20 protein-coding genes and 1 tRNA gene are annotated in these 19469 nt (G+C 50.9%); 9 read left to right on the forward strand and 12 right to left on the reverse strand.

Going from position 1 to position 19469, the window contains the following annotated elements; genetic code table 11:
- Positions 1-5: 5 nt before the first annotated feature.
- Both prfB and lysS read left to right on the forward strand, forming a co-directional pair.
- Positions 6-1104 (forward strand): peptide chain release factor 2 gene (gene prfB, locus KK102_RS14155; protein WP_216357849.1). Its coding sequence is split into 2 segments (ribosomal slippage): positions 6-80 and positions 82-1104, totalling 1098 coding nucleotides; the frame shifts between segments, so codons are not numbered across the junction.
- A gap of 9 nt (positions 1105-1113) precedes the next feature.
- Entirely contained in the window at positions 1114-2631 is a 1518-nt protein-coding gene (lysS, locus tag KK102_RS14160; protein WP_126544965.1) for a lysine--tRNA ligase, read from the forward strand.
- Positions 2632-2670: 39 nt separating this feature from the next.
- Here the strand turns inward: lysS and idi are convergent, their stop codons facing one another.
- Positions 2671-3213, reverse strand: a complete 543-nt coding sequence (gene idi, locus KK102_RS14165) for an isopentenyl-diphosphate Delta-isomerase (protein ID WP_216357850.1) — start codon at positions 3211-3213, stop codon at positions 2671-2673.
- A gap of 163 nt (positions 3214-3376) precedes the next feature.
- On the opposite strand from idi, the gene actS reads away from it, so the two are divergent.
- Both actS and KK102_RS14175 read left to right on the forward strand, forming a co-directional pair.
- Complete coding sequence (gene actS, locus KK102_RS14170; RefSeq protein ID WP_216357851.1) at positions 3377-4120, forward strand: amidase activator ActS; 744 nt, start codon at positions 3377-3379, stop codon at positions 4118-4120.
- An 80-nt stretch (positions 4121-4200) separates the two neighbouring features.
- Positions 4201-4274, forward strand: a tRNA-Gly gene (locus tag KK102_RS14175).
- Here the strand turns inward: KK102_RS14175 and KK102_RS14180 are convergent.
- The 8 genes from KK102_RS14180 to KK102_RS14215 form a co-directional block, all read right to left on the reverse strand.
- Positions 4241-4870 (reverse strand): Crp/Fnr family transcriptional regulator, encoded by a 630-nt coding sequence (locus KK102_RS14180; protein WP_216357852.1) that lies wholly within the window; start codon positions 4868-4870, stop codon positions 4241-4243. The two genes, KK102_RS14175 and KK102_RS14180, sit on opposite strands and share 34 nt — an antisense overlap.
- Positions 4871-4977: 107 nt before the next feature.
- A complete protein-coding gene (locus KK102_RS14185; RefSeq protein WP_216357853.1) occupies positions 4978-5457 on the reverse strand; it encodes a hypothetical protein in 480 nt (159 codons plus the stop codon).
- Positions 5454-6233, reverse strand: a complete 780-nt coding sequence (locus tag KK102_RS14190) for a winged helix-turn-helix domain-containing protein (RefSeq protein ID WP_108416309.1) — start codon at positions 6231-6233, stop codon at positions 5454-5456. Before KK102_RS14190 ends, KK102_RS14185 begins: the two co-directional genes overlap by 4 nt.
- Before the next feature lie 17 nt (positions 6234-6250).
- Complete coding sequence (locus tag KK102_RS14195) at positions 6251-7417, reverse strand: HD-GYP domain-containing protein (RefSeq protein WP_235843703.1); 1167 nt, start codon at positions 7415-7417, stop codon at positions 6251-6253.
- Positions 7418-7492: 75 nt separating this feature from the next.
- Entirely contained in the window at positions 7493-8665 is a 1173-nt protein-coding gene (locus tag KK102_RS14200; protein ID WP_235843700.1) for a fimbrial protein, read from the reverse strand.
- Positions 8666-8689: 24 nt separating this feature from the next.
- Positions 8690-11194 (reverse strand): fimbria/pilus outer membrane usher protein, encoded by a 2505-nt coding sequence (locus KK102_RS14205; protein ID WP_235843698.1) that lies wholly within the window; start codon positions 11192-11194, stop codon positions 8690-8692.
- 32 nt (positions 11195-11226) lie between these two features.
- Entirely contained in the window at positions 11227-11934 is a 708-nt protein-coding gene (locus KK102_RS14210; protein ID WP_235843696.1) for a fimbrial biogenesis chaperone, read from the reverse strand.
- A 38-nt stretch (positions 11935-11972) separates the two neighbouring features.
- On the reverse strand, positions 11973-12533 hold the full coding sequence (locus KK102_RS14215; RefSeq protein WP_148102931.1) for a fimbrial protein: 561 nt from the start codon (positions 12531-12533) through the stop codon (positions 11973-11975).
- 496 nt (positions 12534-13029) lie between these two features.
- Here KK102_RS14215 and KK102_RS14220 point away from each other — a divergent pair, with 496 nt between their 5' ends.
- Both KK102_RS14220 and KK102_RS14225 read left to right on the forward strand, forming a co-directional pair.
- Positions 13030-13659 carry a winged helix-turn-helix transcriptional regulator gene (locus KK102_RS14220; RefSeq protein WP_216357854.1) on the forward strand — a complete coding sequence of 210 codons (630 nt, stop codon included), beginning with the start codon at positions 13030-13032 and terminating at the stop codon, positions 13657-13659.
- A gap of 100 nt (positions 13660-13759) precedes the next feature.
- Positions 13760-14374, forward strand: coding sequence for an outer membrane beta-barrel protein (locus KK102_RS14225; protein ID WP_216357855.1), 615 nt, complete (start codon positions 13760-13762; stop codon positions 14372-14374).
- Positions 14375-14433: 59 nt separating this feature from the next.
- Here KK102_RS14225 and KK102_RS14230 read toward each other — a convergent pair whose 3' ends face one another.
- A complete protein-coding gene (locus tag KK102_RS14230) occupies positions 14434-14832 on the reverse strand; it encodes a hypothetical protein (protein WP_126544955.1) in 399 nt (132 codons plus the stop codon).
- 171 nt (positions 14833-15003) lie between these two features.
- Here KK102_RS14230 and KK102_RS14235 point away from each other — a divergent pair, with 171 nt between their 5' ends.
- Positions 15004-16986 (forward strand): alkyl/aryl-sulfatase, encoded by a 1983-nt coding sequence (locus KK102_RS14235; RefSeq protein ID WP_216357856.1) that lies wholly within the window; start codon positions 15004-15006, stop codon positions 16984-16986.
- Between the two features lie 35 nt (positions 16987-17021).
- On the opposite strand, the gene KK102_RS14240 is transcribed toward KK102_RS14235, so the two are convergent.
- Together KK102_RS14240 and KK102_RS14245 are read right to left on the reverse strand one after the other, a co-directional pair.
- The gene (locus KK102_RS14240) at positions 17022-17906 is read right to left on the reverse strand and encodes an SDR family oxidoreductase (RefSeq protein WP_216357857.1); all 885 of its coding nucleotides are present in this window, start codon (positions 17904-17906) and stop codon (positions 17022-17024) included.
- A 67-nt stretch (positions 17907-17973) separates the two neighbouring features.
- A complete protein-coding gene (locus tag KK102_RS14245; RefSeq protein WP_216357858.1) occupies positions 17974-18363 on the reverse strand; it encodes a YdeI family stress tolerance OB fold protein in 390 nt (129 codons plus the stop codon).
- Positions 18364-18502: 139 nt separating this feature from the next.
- On the opposite strand from KK102_RS14245, the gene KK102_RS14250 reads away from it, so the two are divergent.
- Positions 18503-19006: a hypothetical protein gene (locus tag KK102_RS14250; RefSeq protein ID WP_126545026.1), complete on the forward strand. Its 504-nt coding sequence runs from the start codon at positions 18503-18505 to the stop codon at positions 19004-19006.
- A gap of 9 nt (positions 19007-19015) precedes the next feature.
- Positions 19016-19462 (forward strand): DUF421 domain-containing protein, encoded by a 447-nt coding sequence (locus KK102_RS14255; RefSeq protein ID WP_216357859.1) that lies wholly within the window; start codon positions 19016-19018, stop codon positions 19460-19462.
- Positions 19463-19469: the final 7 nt, after the last annotated feature.

The following is a 19469-nucleotide window of genomic DNA, read 5'->3' on the forward strand; positions in this document are numbered from 1 at the left end:
AGACCATGTTTGAAATTAATCCGGTAAAAAACCGCATTCAGGACCTCACGGAGCGCTCTGACGTTCTTAGGGGGTATCTTTGACTACGATGCCAAGAAAGAGCGTCTTGAAGAAGTAAACGCCGAGCTGGAACAGCCCGACGTCTGGAACGAACCTGAACGTGCGCAGGCGCTGGGTAAAGAGCGTTCCTCTCTCGAAGCGATTGTCGATACCCTGGACCACATGTCTCAGGGGCTGGAAGATGTCTCTGGTCTGTTGGAACTGGCTGTAGAAGCCGACGACGAAGAAACCTTTAACGAAGCCGTGGCAGAACTCGACGTTCTGGAAGAGAAGCTGGCACAGCTCGAATTCCGTCGTATGTTCTCCGGCGAATACGACAGCGCCGACTGCTACCTCGATATTCAGGCGGGTTCTGGCGGTACGGAAGCGCAGGACTGGGCCAGCATGCTGACGCGTATGTACCTGCGTTGGGCTGAAGCGCGCGGTTTCAAAACCGAAATTATCGAAGAGTCTGAAGGTGAAGTGGCGGGTATTAAATCCGTGACCATCAAAATCATCGGTGATTACGCCTACGGCTGGCTGCGTACCGAAACCGGCGTTCACCGCCTGGTGCGTAAGAGCCCGTTCGACTCCGGCGGCCGTCGCCACACCTCCTTCAGCTCCGCGTTTGTCTACCCGGAAGTTGACGAAGATATCGATATCGACATTAACCCGGCGGACCTGCGTATCGACGTTTATCGCGCATCCGGCGCGGGCGGCCAGCACGTTAACCGTACGGAATCGGCGGTGCGTATTACCCACATTCCTACCGGGCTGGTAACGCAGTGCCAGAACGACCGTTCCCAGCACAAGAACAAAGACCAGGCCATGAAGCAGATGAAAGCGAAGCTTTATGAACTGGAAATGCAGAAGAAAAATGCTGAGAAACAGGCGATGGAAGACAACAAGTCCGACATCGGCTGGGGCAGCCAGATCCGTTCTTACGTCCTTGATGACTCCCGCATCAAAGACCTGCGTACCGGGGTTGAAACCCGCAACACGCAGGCGGTGCTGGACGGCAGCCTGGACCAATTTATCGAAGCAAGTTTGAAAGCAGGGTTATGAGGAACCAACATGTCTGAACAACAAGCACAGGGCGCTGACGCGGTAGTCGATCTTAATAACGAACTGAAAACCCGCCGCGAGAAGCTGGCAGCGCTGCGCGAGCAGGGTGTGCCGTTCCCGAACGATTTTCGTCGTGACCACACCTCAGACCAACTGCACGCAGACTTCGACGGTAAAGAGAACGAAGAGCTGGAAGCGCTGAACGTTGAAGTGTCTGTGGCTGGCCGTATGATGACCCGTCGTATCATGGGTAAAGCGTCCTTCGTGACGCTGCAGGACGTTGGCGGCCGTATTCAGCTGTACGTTTCCCGTGACGACCTGCCGGAAGGCATCTACAACGAGCAGTTCAAGAAGTGGGACCTTGGCGATATCCTGGGTGCGAAAGGTAAGCTGTTCAAAACCAAGACCGGTGAACTTTCTATCCACTGCACCGAGCTGCGTCTGCTGACCAAAGCCCTGCGCCCGCTGCCGGACAAATTCCACGGCCTGCAGGATCAGGAAGCGCGCTACCGTCAGCGTTATCTGGACCTCATCTCTAACGATGAATCCCGCAAGACCTTCAAAATTCGCTCTCAGATCATGGCCGGCATCCGCCAGTTCATGGTCAACCGCGACTTTATGGAAGTGGAAACCCCGATGATGCAGGTGATCCCAGGCGGCGCGTCCGCGCGTCCGTTCATCACCCATCACAACGCCCTGGACCTGGACATGTACCTGCGTATCGCGCCGGAACTGTACCTGAAGCGTCTGGTGGTCGGTGGCTTCGACCGCGTGTTCGAAATCAACCGTAACTTCCGTAACGAAGGCATCTCCGTGCGCCATAACCCAGAGTTCACCATGATGGAACTCTACATGGCGTACGCAGATTACAAAGATCTGATCGAACTGACCGAATCCCTGTTCCGCACCCTGGCACAGGACATTCTGGGCACCACCGAAGTGCCTTACGGTGAAGAAGTCTTCGACTTTGGCAAACCGTTCGTCAAGCTGACCATGCGCGAAGCGATCAAGAAATACCGTCCGGAAACCGAGATGGCCGATCTGGATAACTTCGATTCTGCAAAAGCGATTGCAGAAAGCATCGGTATCAAGGTTGAGAAGAGCTGGGGTCTGGGCCGTATCGTGACCGAGATCTTCGAAGAAGTGGCCGAAGCGCACCTGATTCAGCCGACCTTCATCACCGAATACCCGGCAGAAGTTTCTCCGCTGGCGCGTCGTAATGACGTGAACCCGGAAATCACCGATCGCTTCGAATTCTTCATCGGTGGCCGCGAAATCGGCAACGGCTTCAGCGAGCTGAACGATGCCGAAGATCAGGCGCAGCGTTTCCAGGACCAGGTTGACGCGAAAGCGGCAGGCGACGACGAAGCGATGTTCTTCGACGAAGACTACGTGACCGCGCTGGAGCACGGCCTGCCGCCAACGGCGGGTCTGGGGATTGGTATCGACCGTATGGTAATGCTGTTCACCAACAGCCACACCATCCGTGACGTGATCCTGTTCCCGGCGATGCGCCCGGTGAAATAAGACGTTGAGATGTAAAAAAAGCCCCGAAAGGGGCTTTTTTTATTGCGCCGCGAAGGCTTTGAGTTTTTCGCGTGCGGTTGTTGCTTCCATGACCATCCACGGGCTAAAGGCCCAGGGCGTCGCGTCCAGCGCGCGGAATAACGCGTCCAGCTCAACCCACTGATAGTCCATCACTTCATCTTCGTTTATCGTCACGTCATTGGTGATGCGAGCGGCAAATACCGGGCAAATTTCGTTTTCCACGATCCCGGACGGGTCAGTTTCCCGATAGCGAAATTCAGGGGCGACGGCGGTGATATCGGCCAGTTCAGCGCCCACTTCAAAGCGGCAGCGGCGGATTATCGCCTGGGCTGTCTCTTCGCCGGACTGCGGGTGGCCGCAGACCGAGTTGGTCCAGACGCCGGGCCAGGCTTTTTTGGTTAAGGCGCGTCGGGTAATCAGACATTCGCCGCGGGCATTAAAAAGCCAGGAAGAGAACGCCAGATGCAGCGGGGTGTGCGAGGTGTGCGCGGCATATTTTTCCTGAGTGCCAATCACCTTTCCCTGGTCATTTACCAAAATAACGTGTTCTTGAATACTCATTGATGCTCCAGTGCCAGAATGCCGAGTGGTTCAGCACCATCAGCCGGATCATTATACGGCATTCTTATACGAACGGTTTGGCACCTGGAGCGGAAAAGGGCATGACCCCTGTTCGTTTTGGCTGCTATCATAGTGCGCCATTTACGCTGACCGAGGATCTGTTTTGTTTGCAGGAAGCCTGACGAGAAACCCCATCACTGCTGCTGTTTTCCTTACGCTGACGCTACTTCTGGCGGGATGCTCGGGAAGCAAATCGTCGGATATGGGCAGCTATTCCGGTGCGGTCTATACCGTTAAGCGCGGGGATACCCTGTATCGCATTTCACGTGCAACGGGAACCAGCGTCAAGGATCTCGCGCGTCTGAATAACATCTCTCCTCCCTACACCATTGAGGTGGGGCAGAAACTGAAGGTCAATGGCGGTTCCTCTTCAGCCAAAAAAACCTCCTCAAAAGGCAAAACGGCCAAAGTGACGCCGTCTTATCAGGTGCCGAAGTCTTCCTGGCCGCCGGTCGGGCAGCGCTGCTGGATTTGGCCCGCCAGCGGTAAAGTTGTGGTGCCTTATTCACTTTCTGAGGGCGGTAACAAAGGCATTGATATTGCTGCTGCGCGCGGCACGCCGGTCTATGCCTCCGGCGCCGGTAAGGTGGTCTACGTCGGCAACCAGCTGCGTGGATACGGGAATCTGATCATGATTAAGCACGGCGAAGATTACATCACCGCTTATGCGCATAACGACACGATGCTGGTCAATAACGGACAAAACGTGAAGGCGGGGCAGAAGATAGCCACCATGGGCAATACCGGGACGGACTCGGTGAAGCTGCATTTCCAGATCCGCTATAAGGCGACGGCCATCGATCCGCAGCGTTATCTCCCGGCGCAGGGCAGCAAACCGAAGTGCTAAGTGGTTATTTAATCGCCACTTGGTGATGCTGACACTTGTATGAAAAAGCGTAAGGTCTATAATGCCTTACGCACCTCAAAGCGGGCGTAGTTCAATGGTAGAACGAGAGCTTCCCAAGCTCTATACGAGGGTTCGATTCCCTTCGCCCGCTCCAGTCCCTGCTTCATCATCCGGTCCATCAAGCACGACAATCTCTTTTTTATTGATCGACAGTTTACGCTGCGCCTCCAGCGTATCGAATGCGCGAGACAGGGTTGATTGAGAAATGCCAAGCAGCTGCGCCAGCTCTTTTTTGCTGAGCGGCAGTTCAAGAATGTTATGCTCGAAGCCATACTCCCTGTTGATATCCACCATAAGTTGAATAAATCCACGCACTTTTTGCACGCCGTCATGATTCACCAGCACGCTGATAAACTGCTGTTTTTCCCTCGCGGAGCGGGAGAGGATAGCAATGATAAAATGGGTGAAGCTGCTGGTTATCTGGCTCAGGTGATAGAAATGGGTATTTTGTAACTCACAAATTTCTACCTCGGTGGCCGCCTGCACGCTGTACTGATAATGCTCGCTAAAGAGCTCCTCTGCCCCGATAACCTGACCGGGGAAGACAATTCCCTGAAGCGTTTGCTGAGCATCATAAATCTTCGCCACCCCACGCCTGAGCGCATACAATGCTTTTACTGTCGTTCCGTGCTGGTAGATAAATTCATTTTTAGCAATACGTTTTTTACGCGCGAAATCTTTAATAAACATGGGTTCCTGATGGTCGAAAAGATACGACTGGCATACCTCAGCAAAGCCACATTTTGCACAGCTGACACAATTATTCTTTTTCATAAAAACGGGTTCTTACCAAAACGTCAGGACTGTATAACGCAATTCATCAACGGTGAAAGTGAATTTCCAATCGTAATAAAGTTATTATCATGCTTGTGCAGGTACATAGAATATTCGCCGGCAAGAAATAATATCTTAATGGCAAGAGGCGAGATGGCTGCCGGGACATTGTCATGCGCCATGGTTTCGTGCGAAATGATTTTTATTCTGTAGGCATTATTTTTAATATTGACATAGTTAAACTTTACATAGCGCGAGAACGTGTAGTTTTGACCCTGATAGGAAACGTCACCGGATAAATTAAATTGTCCGGTTTTGTTCTTTGAAAATTCAAAGAATATGTTTCCTTTGAAATTGAATGCCTTTTCATTTGTGTTATCGGTATAGGTAAAATTGGCAAAGCACCGATCGTCGATATACGCCGAGGTGCGGTTAACCATTCCCCAGATAAGCGCACCTGTCAGGATCAGGACAGTCGCAGAAAGCGTTAGCGCAATCTTCATTTCATTTTCCAGTTAAAGGCGTAGTGATTTTCACAGTACGCTAGCGTTTCGTTTTCAGAATCTAAAGGACAAAAAGAGTAAAAAATGCGTCCGCTGCTGCCATAGAACACGCTGGGCTGAACGTTTACCGTTAACAGTGCTAAATGGTTTGCACATTTTTCTGCAAGCTGCGGCTGTGCCGACAGCAATACCTCATGTAACCGCTGCCGTTCATCGGCAGAAAGATGTTCATAGGTGGTGAGGGTACATTTTTCGAGCTTGCCTATCTCATTGACTCTGGAATAGCGTTCATTGGCTTTTGGCTGACTCCAGACCCATAAATTGGCCGCAATCAGCGCCAAAATAAGAAGCGCTGGGATGCTGTATTTAAGCGGCAACGACGGTATTTTCTTCTTTGCCGCAACGTTATCATTCCCGGGCGCTGGCGCACAGGGCTCATCCAGAAGCTGTACGTCAATATCGGCGGAAAAGTAAAACCCGACTTTTGGGACAACGATGATCGACTCTTCAATATCGGTCAGTGAGGTTAACGTCTTGCGTAAAATACTAATATATTGGTTGAGCGAAGAGCTAGACCCGGTATGCCCTGCGGATTCCCAAACATGTTCCAGCAGATATTGACGTTCAAGCACTGTTCCCGGCGAAGCAATAAGCAGCGACAGAATACGGTTGGCCGTATTCGTCAGTTTTTGAGCCTCAAGGCGCTCTGCCCCGGGAAGAGTGAATTCCCCGCTCTCTGTATCGTAAATAACTTTGCTGGCAATCAAATATTTCATTAGCTGTTCTTTGGGCGTTAACACATCGCGACAAGCGCTTTTACACTGCCAATATTATGGTCCAGCAATGTTACGATGTCCCTGTCCAGTCTGTAATTTCTTGCTTCTTCGTGGAGTATAGCCATCGCCTTAGCGCTCTCCATCCCTTGTCTGTAAGGACGGTTTTCCGTCATGGCAGTAAACACATCCGCCACCGCAAGGATGCGAGACGGAATATCAAGTGAGGCGGCGCCTAACCTGAACGGATATCCACTGCCATCCAGCCGCTCGTGATGGTTGGCGGCCCAACGGATAATATCCCCCAGTTCAGAGATAGGATGCAACATCACCAGCGTTTTGTAGCTGTGCTGCTTCATCGTGGCGTACTCAAAGGATTCAAGCTTGCCATGCTTTTCCAGGATATGGAGCGGCGTAAAAAGCTTTCCGATATCATGCAGATAGCCTGCAATACAGATTTTTTCTTGCATATCGACATCATAACCGTAGAGTTCAGCCAGGCGGGCCGCAACATGCGCTACGCTGGCACTGTGGGTGCGCGTAAAGCTGCTGTACTTATCGACGATTTTTGAGATGAGCTGGCACACTTCGAGAAAATCATGATGGTCGAGCATGTGGTCGTGCAGCGGGCTGATGGCGTTCAACACCTGGGAAAGCGAAGGATTGCCGAGGCGAAACCAAAAGCCATCCTGACGGGCAGATTCGCGTAGCGCCTGCTCCAGAGGGGCGGGCCACTGAATGGGTTGGGCAAAGAAATCCGAAATGACCCTTTCGCGTCGGGTAATAAAATCCCCGTCAATCCCGCGTAAATAGAGCTCAAAGGTATCCGCCATATTAACCAAATGATGTACCACAGGAAGATCGTCCGAGCCCGAGGAAGACCATGCGGTATGATGGTTTTCAAGGATCGGCGTGACGGGCTGCAGGAAACGGATCCCCGCCGTCATTGAACCCGCCAGCTGTTCATGCCCATCAAGAAACCCCTCGCTGCCGGGAGAAAGGTGTTCGCGGTCTTTACTCAGCGTACCAATGTCGTGCAGCATGCCAGCCAGAAAAGCGTTGCCGATCCCGGTTTTATCCAGCCCGATGCGCTGGCTTAAATACCAGGTGATGATGGCCGTGCGTTGTAAATGATTAACCAGATCGGCAGAGACCGGATGAATAATGTTATGTAATAAGTTAAGCACGGTTTGTACAGATATTTTCATGGCGTTTAATTGGCAGAGGTCTTAAAAAAGAAAGTCATTATCTACGTAAGTGAATTAGTCATAGCCGAACATGATTTGTGCGGTTGCGACCACCGTGCCGGTCGATAAGGCCGAGGCGTCATACACTCTGTAGTAAGCATGCAGAAGAATGTATTGCGTATCCTGAATGTCATCGTCCTTAACAATATCAAGGATCTGAGTGGCATTTCCCATGCTTGTGCTGCTGGAGAGTTTGACCTCTTCGAAATCCCCCATAAAAGATCGACTACGAATAGCAATACCGACCCCGCCCGCGGTTGTTTCATCATTTACCATCGTTTGCGAACTGCCATCCGTAGTGATCACATCATTGCTGGAAAGCCAGGCCTTAATATTCCGCGTAGATGTTTTTACGCCGGCAAGGTTTCCGCATTTGATGGGAATGGTGAAATCCGCCCCATTCGTTCTGCCGTACGTTTTAAGTTCTTTCAGCGGTGCAGGCGGAAGTTTTACCGTCATGTCACGCGTCATATTGCAGGTGGTTTCTTTCGGCTCGAATTGAATGGTCATTTTCTCGTACGCGAGGAAATAATCGGTATCCCAGCTTTTGCGCGCGGTATCTGACATCATGTTATTCCATGCCCTGGTCGCATACGTTTTAGAGGAGAGCAGGGGCGAGTCGGATCCCGAGCCGGTACCACTCATCACGGCAGGAATGACGCTCAGCGCACCGCTGGTGGTGGTTTTGGTATAGGTCGATACCCCAACAGGCGCGGATGAAAGTAACTCTGCTCGCAAGGTATATTGCGTCTGGTAGGAGAGCGAGTGTATCCCCACAATACCGCTCACAGTGACTTTACTGCTGCCGGTTATTTCAGAGGTCACTTTAATCCAGTAACTGTTTTCACCATCAGCACTGTTAAAATTCAAATACACCGGGTTGTTATTAAACCCAGTGAAATAGTAGAGGTGATCCTGAAATACTCCCCCAATACCCACGTTGCCATAGGTACAAGTCATACTCCCCGACCAGCTGGTGGTATATGTCTTTTCAACCACCGTGGAGGTGATAAATGCAGACGATAAATTAAGCGATTTATCCGCTTCCGCCACGCTTTTAAATATAATGCCGCTATTACGGCAGGTATCCCCCGTCACGCCTCGGGCCTGTGGTGCCGCCTGGGCTGAAAAGCCAGGGATCGTTATCAGGCTGAATACGGCAAAGATGAATAATAAAGATTTGCTCATGATCGATTTCATACTCGTGGTCGGTTACCGGCAGATATTGACGGCATGCTCTGTCGGCTGCGTAATAACACAGGATTTTTTGATTTTGCCTTTACTGGTATTAATGCGAATTGCCTCTGGCTGTGCGTCAGACTTCACAAAGATTTGGCTCCCCTGGGCGACGTAACCCAGTTCCTGATGATGGCTATCGGAAACCAATGCGCCGAAGGGGAGTTGATTGCCCTCGCTGTCCAGCACGTCGAAGGTATAAACCTTGCGCGTATCGGTCTTGTACTTCAGGTACGTTATGCTGCCTTCGTAAGGGGCAATATTAAGTAAATTCCCCTGTAAATCGACGTCGCTGCTTTTTGAACCATCCTGTTCCAGATGGAAGTTATTCAGCCGGTAAGGCGTTGCGCTGGCGATAAGGGCAATACCGTTGCGATTCGTGCGCGTAGAGGTATCCCCATTGACCACGGCGTTTTCGACGCCAGGGGCCTCAAGAATGACAAAGTTTCGGCCATTGTTTGGTGAGGTGATGACCCCACCGCGCCACGCGAGAATATTGCCGCTTGCGCCGAGGCTGGCCTGACGATACTCGCGCGAAAGCGTCAGCCCGCTGTTCAGGCTGGTGACGCTGTTTTTCCAGTTGGTATAGATATCGGCGGAGCGGGAATTACCCTCACTGTCATGCGCCAGCATAAGGCTGTAATCGACATCCTGGGCGCTGCCGCTCATGCTTATATCTGATGAAGCGTATTTCCCCTGCTGAACCGTCGCATGCGAAGCAACGCTTCCGGGACTGCCGAAGAGTGACATCGGAACATTGACGGAGAAATAAAGATTATTTTCCGTCTTCCCACGGGTGCGCAGCGACGTAACAACATCACCTTCGTAATCTGTTTCATAGTTGTAGTACGACTGAGTGACTTCAGAGCGGCGCAGTGATACCGCATAATTCACGCTGTTATACGCGTTGCTCCAGGTCAGATTATACTGGCGGCTGGTCTTTTGGCCGCGCCAGTAATCGCGCCAGTACGCCGTCAGGGAAAGTCGACCAAACCCATCGCCCAGCGGCTGGTTGAGGTTGGCGCTAAACGCCTGCTTGCTGTTGATGGTTGACGTGCCGGTGCCGCCATAATCCTGAATATTGGACTTCGCCAACACATAATCGTTAAACGATGCGTAATCCTGCGTGCGATAGTAATACGACGCCAGCGTCAGGTTAGTTTGCGTCGGGAAGGATTTACTCCATGAGAGTGCATATTTTTCTCCCCGGCGTCGATTATCGCCCGGCAAGCGATACTGCGCTTGTTCAAGCGACGCTGATAGCGATCCCGCATAGGGAACAGAAAGAGCACCGCCGAGCAGAAAGGAGAAATAGTCCGCGCTCCAGATACTCCCGGCGGTGGCGGTTACGTAGTTATTCATTCCGCGAGAGTAGCTGAACTGTGCAAACTGGCTGTGGTCATTGATGCCGCGCATGTCCACCTCACCGACGTTAAACTGGTAGTCGCTGGTGCCGGGACGCAGCATGTCCGGGATAGACGAAAAGGGAACCGCAAAGCGCTCTATCGTTCCGCCGCTGTTCTTTACCTCAACAGAGAGATCCCCACGCGAGCCGGTGGGCATTAAATCGCGGATCGCAAAGGGCCCGGCAGGGACGGTAATCTGATGGATGATGTGTCCATCCTGGTAAATGCTGACCACGGCCGAACTGGTGGCAATTCCGCTGATGACCGGCATATACACGCGTTCGCTGTCCGGCAGCATTTGACGGCTTTTATTCAGCGTCAGGCCGCGAAAACGAATCGTGTCAAAATAATCGGACGTGGTGTAGGTACGCCCCACGCGCATTAATGCCTCAATACCGACAATCGGTTTTTCAAGATAGCGTGTGGTGTTAATCCAATACCCTTTACCCATATTGCTGTAGCGCATCCACGTCGAGTTATCGAGGAGATGCCAGCCAGACATATTCAAGCCGCTATTTAGCGATAAATAAATATTATCGCTGTTGGTATACCCTTCACGCAGGCCATAAAAGTTGTAATAGTTGAGGTTGTAGTTGGTAAATACCCCATTAATCCCCTGGTCCCATTTTTGTGGGGCCACCCAGTTCTGTTTTTCGGTCACCACAAAGGCCTGAGGTACTTCTAAATCCAGACGCAATTCTCCTGGCGCCAGCGTGCTTTTTCCGCCGTGTAGCAGGGTACTGATGTCGATTTGCCCGTTTGATTTATTCGCGACGAGATCGTCGAGATCGCGAATGCCCAGTAGTGGCACATCATCTTTCAGAACAAGCACCGTCCCTTTATCGTCATTGGCAATCGTCATGTCGAATTTCCCGCGCCAGGCGTTATTCACATATACGTCGAGATCGTACGTGCCCGGTGTCATGACCAGTTTTGAATTGCTCCAGTCCATATCGGCTGAATTACCGACCAGCAGGCTGCTATTAAATGTCTCACCGCTCGCCCCAAAGGAACATAAGGCGAGGCTGACGGAGTGAACCAACAGGCTTTTACGAAACAGGGATCTGTTCTTCATCAGAATTGAACCAGGCATAGCCATAAAAATAATCAGTGAAGGGTGCTGAATCTTTTGGCGCCGTAATCATCAAGCCATGTAATACGATACTGAGAACCGGCCTGGATTTTGTTGGGAATCAGCGCGCAACCGTAAGGCGGAATAAAAGCGGTATCGCTCAGCAAATTATCGTCTCGATTCTGCTTCAATTTTCCACCCTGCCAGGTCACAACCTGTGGAATGGTTAAATAGTAAGGGGAACTGTTTTTGAGACAGGTTTGACTTCCTGAGGTGGAGATGGTGATCTTTTCGACAATTTTACTGTCCAGTTCCTGCAACGAGGCGGGGCGATAAAACAGTTTAATGCGATTGCGAATCGCCACCTGGAGATAATTATCGTTGCTGCCTTCCGGCGTTGGCGGAACATCCAGCACGTTTAACCAAAATACGCTTTCTCTGTCTGAAGGCAGAGAGGAGGTATTGGTCGCGGCGATTTTCAGCGTTTGACCACTGTGGCCATCCATTTTGACGACCGGCGGCATGACGGAAAAGGGAACTTTAATCTTTTCCGGGGCAGCTGAAGCGTCACCTTGATCAAGCCAGGACTGTACCAGGTGAGTTTTATCGCTCTCATTCACTAATTGCACGGTAACGAATTTTGCTTCGCTGGAATAAATCACGCGCGTCTGGTTTATTACCACGCTGGCCTGAGCCGCGTGTGAAGCGAACGCAACGAAGAGAAAGAAAATATGTTTTTTCATGGTCATTAATAACCGGGGATTGCTCCCCGGTTGGGCTATTAATCGTAGCTAAAGGAGTAAGTTGCGTCGGTAACGACTTTACCGGTCGTCACGGCAGAACCACCGAAGTTGTAGTAATTCGCGTGCATGGTCAGCGTAACGCCGTCGGCACCGGAAACATCATCAGAAGTCAGACCGGTGTTGAACGCGGTGTCGAACGGAACGGCGGTGGTGCCATCCTTCGTCAGGGTAATACCGACCCCTTCAGCGCCGCTTTCGCTGTAGTTCTTCAGGTATTTACCGTCATCAGACAGGTTGCTGCTTGAGAAGGTGATTTTCAGCGTTTTGGTTGCGGTGTCGGCAGCAGTGCAATTTTTCAGACTCATGGTGAAGTCTTTATTGTTGGCACTGACAACGCCAGTAGTGGTACCCATATCTGTCAGTGAGATAGGCGCCAGGTTCACCGTAAAATCGGAACCATTGTTGGTGGTCACGTCACAGGTTGTATCGGATACAGAACCATTGAAGGTGATTGTGCCACCCGCAACGCCGGTGCTTTCCGCTGCCATTGCCGCGCCCGAAAACATCATAGCGACTGCGATAACTGTTTTATTGAACATGCTTTTGTTTCCCGTTTTCATCATCATTTTTGTCTCCCAGGCGGTTGAGCGATGTGTTGCAGAACAACGTACCGCACTTCTTGCCTTTGGTTGGAATATAAGACCATTTCTGGTTGTTTTGGTAAACGTAAATATCGTTTAAATGAGTTTTTTAAACTTAAATACTCAGTTTTAAGTTTATGTATAGATTTATATGCTGCTTGATTGTGTTGGCGCAGTGGCAGGGAGAGAGGAATGGCTATTTAAAAATATCGTCAAAATCGTCATTTGACAGAGTTTGCATGTGGGGTTGCATGGAAATAAAACATCATGTTAACTATTTATATAAGCATCATTAACATAAAAGGCATTTATGCCGTGCCGGAATATTTAAAAATAAACACGTTTTCTTTTTACTGTGGCGGTTTCTGCTGTTATACCTTCCGGTATTGTGTACGGTAGCCGCTTAAATTATATGGTCTATACTGGCAGTTACCCGATGTTATAAGGTTGTGCCATGCATATTTTACCGCCCGTTCGTCCTGAACAATCGATTGAACGACTGACCGCGATCCTTGAGCCGATAGCGGAGAAAATGAAAGTGGTGCCGCGCAAACGCGTGACGTGGAAACATAAAGGTCGGCAGCAAATGTATCTCTTTTTAGAGGGCGGGTTGTCCCTGCTGCGCGCGTCCGACGGCCTGCTGCTGGTCACGGTTTACGAACCCCATCTCTTCGGTATTGCAGAAATGATCCAGCCGACGCAGGGGCATATTCTGCGAGTGGAAACCGAGTCGACGCTTTTACGGGTGGATGCCGAACGTGCGGCGGAACTGTTCCGCGAGCAGGGCGTGTGGGAAGAGGTGGCCGCACTTCTCTCCTATCATACTGCCTATCTAATTTATCGGGATGCGCAGGTCCTGCAGCAACGGACTTATTCCGTTATTCGCAACCATCTCCTGGAGATGATTTTGTTACCTGAGGAAGCACGAATGCGCACGACGATCCTCGAATATATCCAGGACCGCACGCTGTTGTCGCGCAGCAGTATTCTCAACGTATTATCGGCCCTTAAGCAAGGTGAATATATCTCGTTCAAAAGAGGTGGGTATCTCCTTGAAATCAGAAATTTACCGGAGTCGTTTTAATGTAAGTTTAAAATTAAATTAAAAACGAATTAACGACATTCTCGTTTTTGTTTACTGTTTGCTCACCGAAATAAATTTTGACGAAGCAAACAGGATACGTATGAAAAAGACATTGGTAGCTTTAATTCTGGTAAATGCATGTACCGCCACGACCGCTTTTGCCGCCGCAGATGCAGGCACCTGGTATAGCGGGGCGAAATTTGGCTGGTCACATTATTTTGACACCAACACTGGCTCTAAAGCACTCGAGAGTAATAACAGCGCTAACCATTTCGATATCGACCACGATAATGTCGGTGGCGGTATCTATACGGGTTACCAAATTACGCCATGGCTTGCGGTTGAAGGCGGTTATGATTATCTGGGAAATATGCAGATAAAAGGCCAGCATAGCGCGGGCGGTCAAATGAAAGCTCAGGGCCTGCAGATGTCTTTAAAAGCCAGCTATGCCGTGACGAACAATTGGGATATCTATGGCCGTGCGGGTGCGATGGGCTACCGTGCTGAATCTGATGTAAGTGGTCACAATCGTTTTGAGACCGGTGTACGCCCGCTTGCGGCAGTTGGTACGGAATACGCATTCAATAAAAACTGGGCCGGCCGCCTGGAGTACCAGTGGGTCAGCAACGTGGGCAATGCCAACCAGATTGGCGTCAGCAGCGATATCAGCTCCGTTACGGCTGGGTTGACCTACCGCTTTGGTCAGCACGATTAATCCCTGTATTCTTCTCGATGATAAAAAGCCCGGCTACCGTGTAGTCGGGCTTTTATCGTTTAACCCGTAATTAAGGGCTTAAGGACAAGATTGATATTTCTCAGGCCAGCCTCATTTTTATCTTTCAGGTATTGCTGATTTATCATGTCTAACTGCTCCAGCCTGGTGAGGGAGGCGTAGACGGGTTGGACGGCACTGTCTTCTTTAAAAATATCTTTTGCCGTGGCATCCCGAAGATACTGAGATTTGAGGCTGCGTGTTAATGAATCAATTTGCTGTTTATTCTCCTGGTAGAGCGACGCAATATGCGATGTTTGCACAGAGGATGGTTTCTCGCCAGGTAATATTAAAGGAACCTGCAAATGGTTAATCTGTTCGACTTTATCGGGGGGAGCAGAGCGACAGGCGGTTAAGGTGCTCAGGCTAAATATAACGATATAAAATGGCGTTATCTTCATTGGTTATCCTGGAGTGAATAAATGGAGTGAACATTATCCTGCCAGGCAATGACGACAACAGGTTAAGTTTGTTTATTTTTAAACGTTATTTGAATGGGGAAATAAATAATTGGCTGGTAACCTTATTTCCTAAACACATATCCGAACGTAATGATGACGTGTAGGGGATTTATGAAACTGAAAATTCTTGTTAACGCAATGACCGTTGCCGGTCTGTTATCCACCTCGCTGGTGGCCGCTCCTGCCATGGCGCAGTCAACGGCAAAAGAAGCTACCACCCATACCAAAGCAAATAATGATGCGCTGTATGGCCAGCTGCCATTTTTTGATAAAACCGATTTCAGCAACGCTCATAAAGGCTTTATTGCTCCGCTGCCACAGGATGTTATTAAGGGTGAAAAGGGTAATGTTATCTGGAACCCGCAGCAATACGCTTTTATCAAAGAAGGGCAAAAAGCACCGGATACGGTAAACCCAAGCCTGTGGCGTCAGGCGCAGCTGATTAATATCAGCGGCCTATTCGAAGTGACAGACGGCGTTTACCAGATCCGTAACCTCGACCTGTCAAACATGACCATCATGGAAGGCAAAGAGGGGATCACGGTTATCGATCCGCTGGTCTCTGCCGAAACCGCCAAAGTGGGGATGGATCTCTATTATAAAAACCGCGGTAAACGTCCGGTGGTGGCGGTGATTTATACCCATAGCCACGTTGACCACTATGGCGGCGTGCGCGGCGTGGTTGACGAAGCCGATGTGAAATCGGGCAAAGTGAAAGTCTATGCCCCGGCAGGCTTTATGAAAGAAGCGGTCTCCGAGAACATCATGGCCGGGAATGCGATGAGCCGCCGGGCCAGCTACATGTACGGCAACCTGCTGAAGCCGGACGCAAAAGGCCAGGTTGGCGCGGGTCTCGGGACGACCACGTCTGCCGGGACGGTGACGCTGATCGAGCCGACTCATTACATCACCGAAGATGGTCAGAAAGAGGTTATCGACGGTCTGACGTATGACTTTATGATGGCGCCGGGGTCAGAAGCGCCGTCTGAAATGCTGTGGTACGTTGAAGAGAAGAAGATGATTGAAGCGGCGGAAGATGTAACCCACACGCTGCATAACACCTACTCATTACGCGGGGCGAAGATCCGCGACCCGCTGGCATGGTCGAAATACATCAACAGCGCCATTGAGCGTTGGGGTGATAAGGCTGAAATCATCATGGCGCAGCACCACTGGCCGACGTGGGGCAACGACAACGTGGTGAAGTTGATGAAAAGCCAGCGCGATATGTACCGGTATATCAATGACCAGACGCTGAGACTGGCGAACAAAGGGCTGACGCGTGATGAAATCGCGGCCAATTTTGCGCTGCCGGACGGGTTAGCCAAATCCTGGTCGGGCCGCGGCTATTACGGCTCGGTAAGCCATGACGTGAAAGCGACCTATGTGTTTTACCTCGGCTGGTTCAACGGTAATCCGGCAACGCTCGACGAACTCCCGCCCGTCGATGCCGCGAAAAAATATGTTCACTATATGGGCGGCGCCAGCGCCATCCTTGAAAAAGCCAAAGCCGATTATGCGCAGGGGGACTACCGCTGGGTCGCGCAGGTGGTAAGCAAGGTTGTGTTTGCCGATCCATCAAACAAAGCGGCGCGTAATCTGGAAGCGGACGCGCTCGAACAGCTGGGGTATCAGGCGGAGTCGGGCCCGTGGCGTAACTTTTATCTGACCGGCGCGCAGGAACTTCGTAACGGCGTACAGAAATTGCCGACGCCGAACACCGCCAGCCCGGATACGGTTCGCGCCATGTCTCCGGAGATGTTCTTTGACTTCCTCGGGGTGCACATCAATGGCATGAGAGCGGCGAATGCAAAAGCGGTATTCAACGTTGACCTGGGTAAAGATGGCGGTCAGTACAAGCTGGAGCTTGAGAACGGCGTGCTGAATCACAGCGCGAATACGGTCGCAAAAGCGGCGGATGCCTCAATCACACTCAGCCGCGATACGCTGAACAAAATCATCCTCAAGGAGACCACGCTGAAACAGGCGCAGGAGAAGGGGGATGTGACGGTGACAGGCAATCAGGCGAAGCTTGATGAGCTGCTGAGCTATATGGATAGCTTTGATTTCTGGTTCAACATCGTCACGCCGTAGACGAAAAAAAGGCTGCTCACGCAGCCTTTTTATTTTTAGAGCGTCCCGTCGCCCCCGTCCGAGCACCACACTTGCCCGGAGGTAAACGAACATTCGTCAGAGGCTAACGTCACGTACAGCGGCGCGATTTCAACGGGCTGACCCGGACGTCCCAGCGGGGAACTCTCGCCAAAGTGCTTCACTTTCTCCATCGGCTGCCCGCCGCTCGACTGAAGAACCGTCCAGTAAGGCCCCGGCGCAACGGCGTTGACGCGTATCCCTTTAGGTCCCAGCTGTTTCGCTAAGGCCTTGGTAAATACTGCCAGACAGGCTTTCGTCTGCGCGTAATCGAGCAGCACGGCGCTCGGCTGTACCGCCTGCACGGAGGAGGTATTGATGATCGACGCAGGCGCTTTCAGGTGACGCAGCGCCGCTTTAGTGATCCAGAAGGGCGCGTAGACGTTGGTTTTGAAGGTGGCGTCAAAATCTTCGGTAGTGAGTTCTTCCAGCGTTTCGCGATACTGCTGGCGACCGGCGTTATTGACCAGGATATCCAGCCCGCCAAGTTTTGCTACCGCCTCTTCCACCAGGTTCTGGCAAAAGGTCTCGTCACGCACGTCGCCGGGAAGCGCGACGGCTTTCCGTCCCTCGGCTTCGATCAGCGCAATCACCTCAGCGGCGTCCTGCTCCTCTTCGGGCAGATAGTTAATGGCGACGTCGGCACCTTCGCGGGCATAGGCAATCGCCACGGCGCGGCCAATACCCGAATCACCGCCGGTGATCAGGGCCTTCTTACCGGCCAGTCGGCCATGCCCTTTATAGCTCTTTTCCCCGTGATCGGGCACGGGCTGCATCCTGGACGCCAGACCCGGCGGCGTTTGCGGCTGCTCGGGGAACGGCGGTTTTGGGAAAGCGTTGGTACGTTGTGTGGTATCACTCATTGCTGACTCCTTACAGGCCAAGGGGTGAGATTTGATGGATAGTGACAGCGTTAACGCTTCGCTGAATTTATTTCTGCAGATGATCGACGCGTACGACAGGAGGTGATGATTTCTTATCCAGTGAGCCGTTAATACCGATCATCTGATCGGGTTTGACGGTTCTGTCGTCAAACACCGCTTTAGGGATAATGACGTCTATTTTTCCCGTTTTATCCTGGAAAACATATTTGTCGCCGCTTCCGTCAATCAGGTTTCCGCGCAGTGAGATGGTTGCGCCATCATGCATTCCTTTTGCCTGAGTAATGGTCATAATCCGGGCGTCATCAGTGCCCCGATAACCGTCGTCCAGCGCATGAGGCGGGGGTGGCGCTTCGCCTTTTTGTAACCCGCCGTTATTATCTGCCCAGGCGGCGGGAACCAGTAATATAAATAAGGCTGAAATGACTGATAATTTCATCCGATATCCTTCATTTTGGCTGTCTTGACTTATTAAGTATTGTTGCTATTCCTTTATGTGGCAAATGTGATAAGTCCTAAAAGCATTTGCTTATAGAAATCATAAATTTCGACAAATAAGCGGAACGGTGATGGCGACGATGAATCGTAAAAATGAAAAGCTGCCCGGGATAAATGAAAGTTATCGTTTGCTGACGTTCGAGTATGCATTTCGGCAGGTCGGTTTTATCCTGTTGCTGGCTATTATTATCGCGGCAATTGCCGGTCTGTTTTCGAGCGGGGCGGTCAGTGATACTGAAAAAATGAATTCGGCAAAAACGCTCACTCTCAACTATGAGCGTTTTGGTCGCCGGGAAACAGAGTTTCCGCTGCAGCTCGCCTTCCCGGTAAAAACCCAGGGGGAATACGTCATCAGCATGGCGAGCGAGAGCGGTGATGTCTATGAGCCGGGCAGCATCTGGCCGCAGCCTGACAGCATGTACAGCCGGGGAGATACGCTTTTTTTCGTCTATAACAACCTAAAATATAATGAAAAATTCACCGTCAGGCTATTTCTGACGCCGTCGAAGGCGGGGAAATGGGCAAATGCAATTCGTGTAAACAACGAGCCGGAGATTCGCTTCTGGCAGTTCATTTACCCTTAGGAGGCGAATATGGATATGGTCTTTCGAGCCCTGGCCATTTATCTTTTTCTGGTCGTGGTATTCAAGGTGGCTGGACGGCGCGCGCTGCTGCAAATGACCAGTTTCGACCTGATCCTGCTGCTCATAATCAGTGAAGCAACGCAACAGGCGCTGTTGGGACAAGATTTTTCGGTCACCGGTGCGATGATTACCATCACCACGCTGGTGGTGGTAGACATTATATTTGGCTTACTGAAAAAATATTTCTCTCCCGTTGAAAATATTCTGGACGGTACGCCCGTAATATTAGTGGAAAACGGGATTCCACTCATGGATAAGCTTAAGAAAGTCGATGTTTCTTGCGATGATATTCTGGTTTCAGCGCGTCAAAATAACGGCGTGACGGAGTTTAAAGAAATTAAATACGCTATTCTGGAAAGGAATGGTCATATTTCTATCATTCCTTTTGAAAATTAAGAGGCAC

It is taken from the genome of Enterobacter quasimori, assembly GCF_018597345.1.
GTDB classification, from domain to species: domain Bacteria; phylum Pseudomonadota; class Gammaproteobacteria; order Enterobacterales; family Enterobacteriaceae; genus Enterobacter; species Enterobacter mori.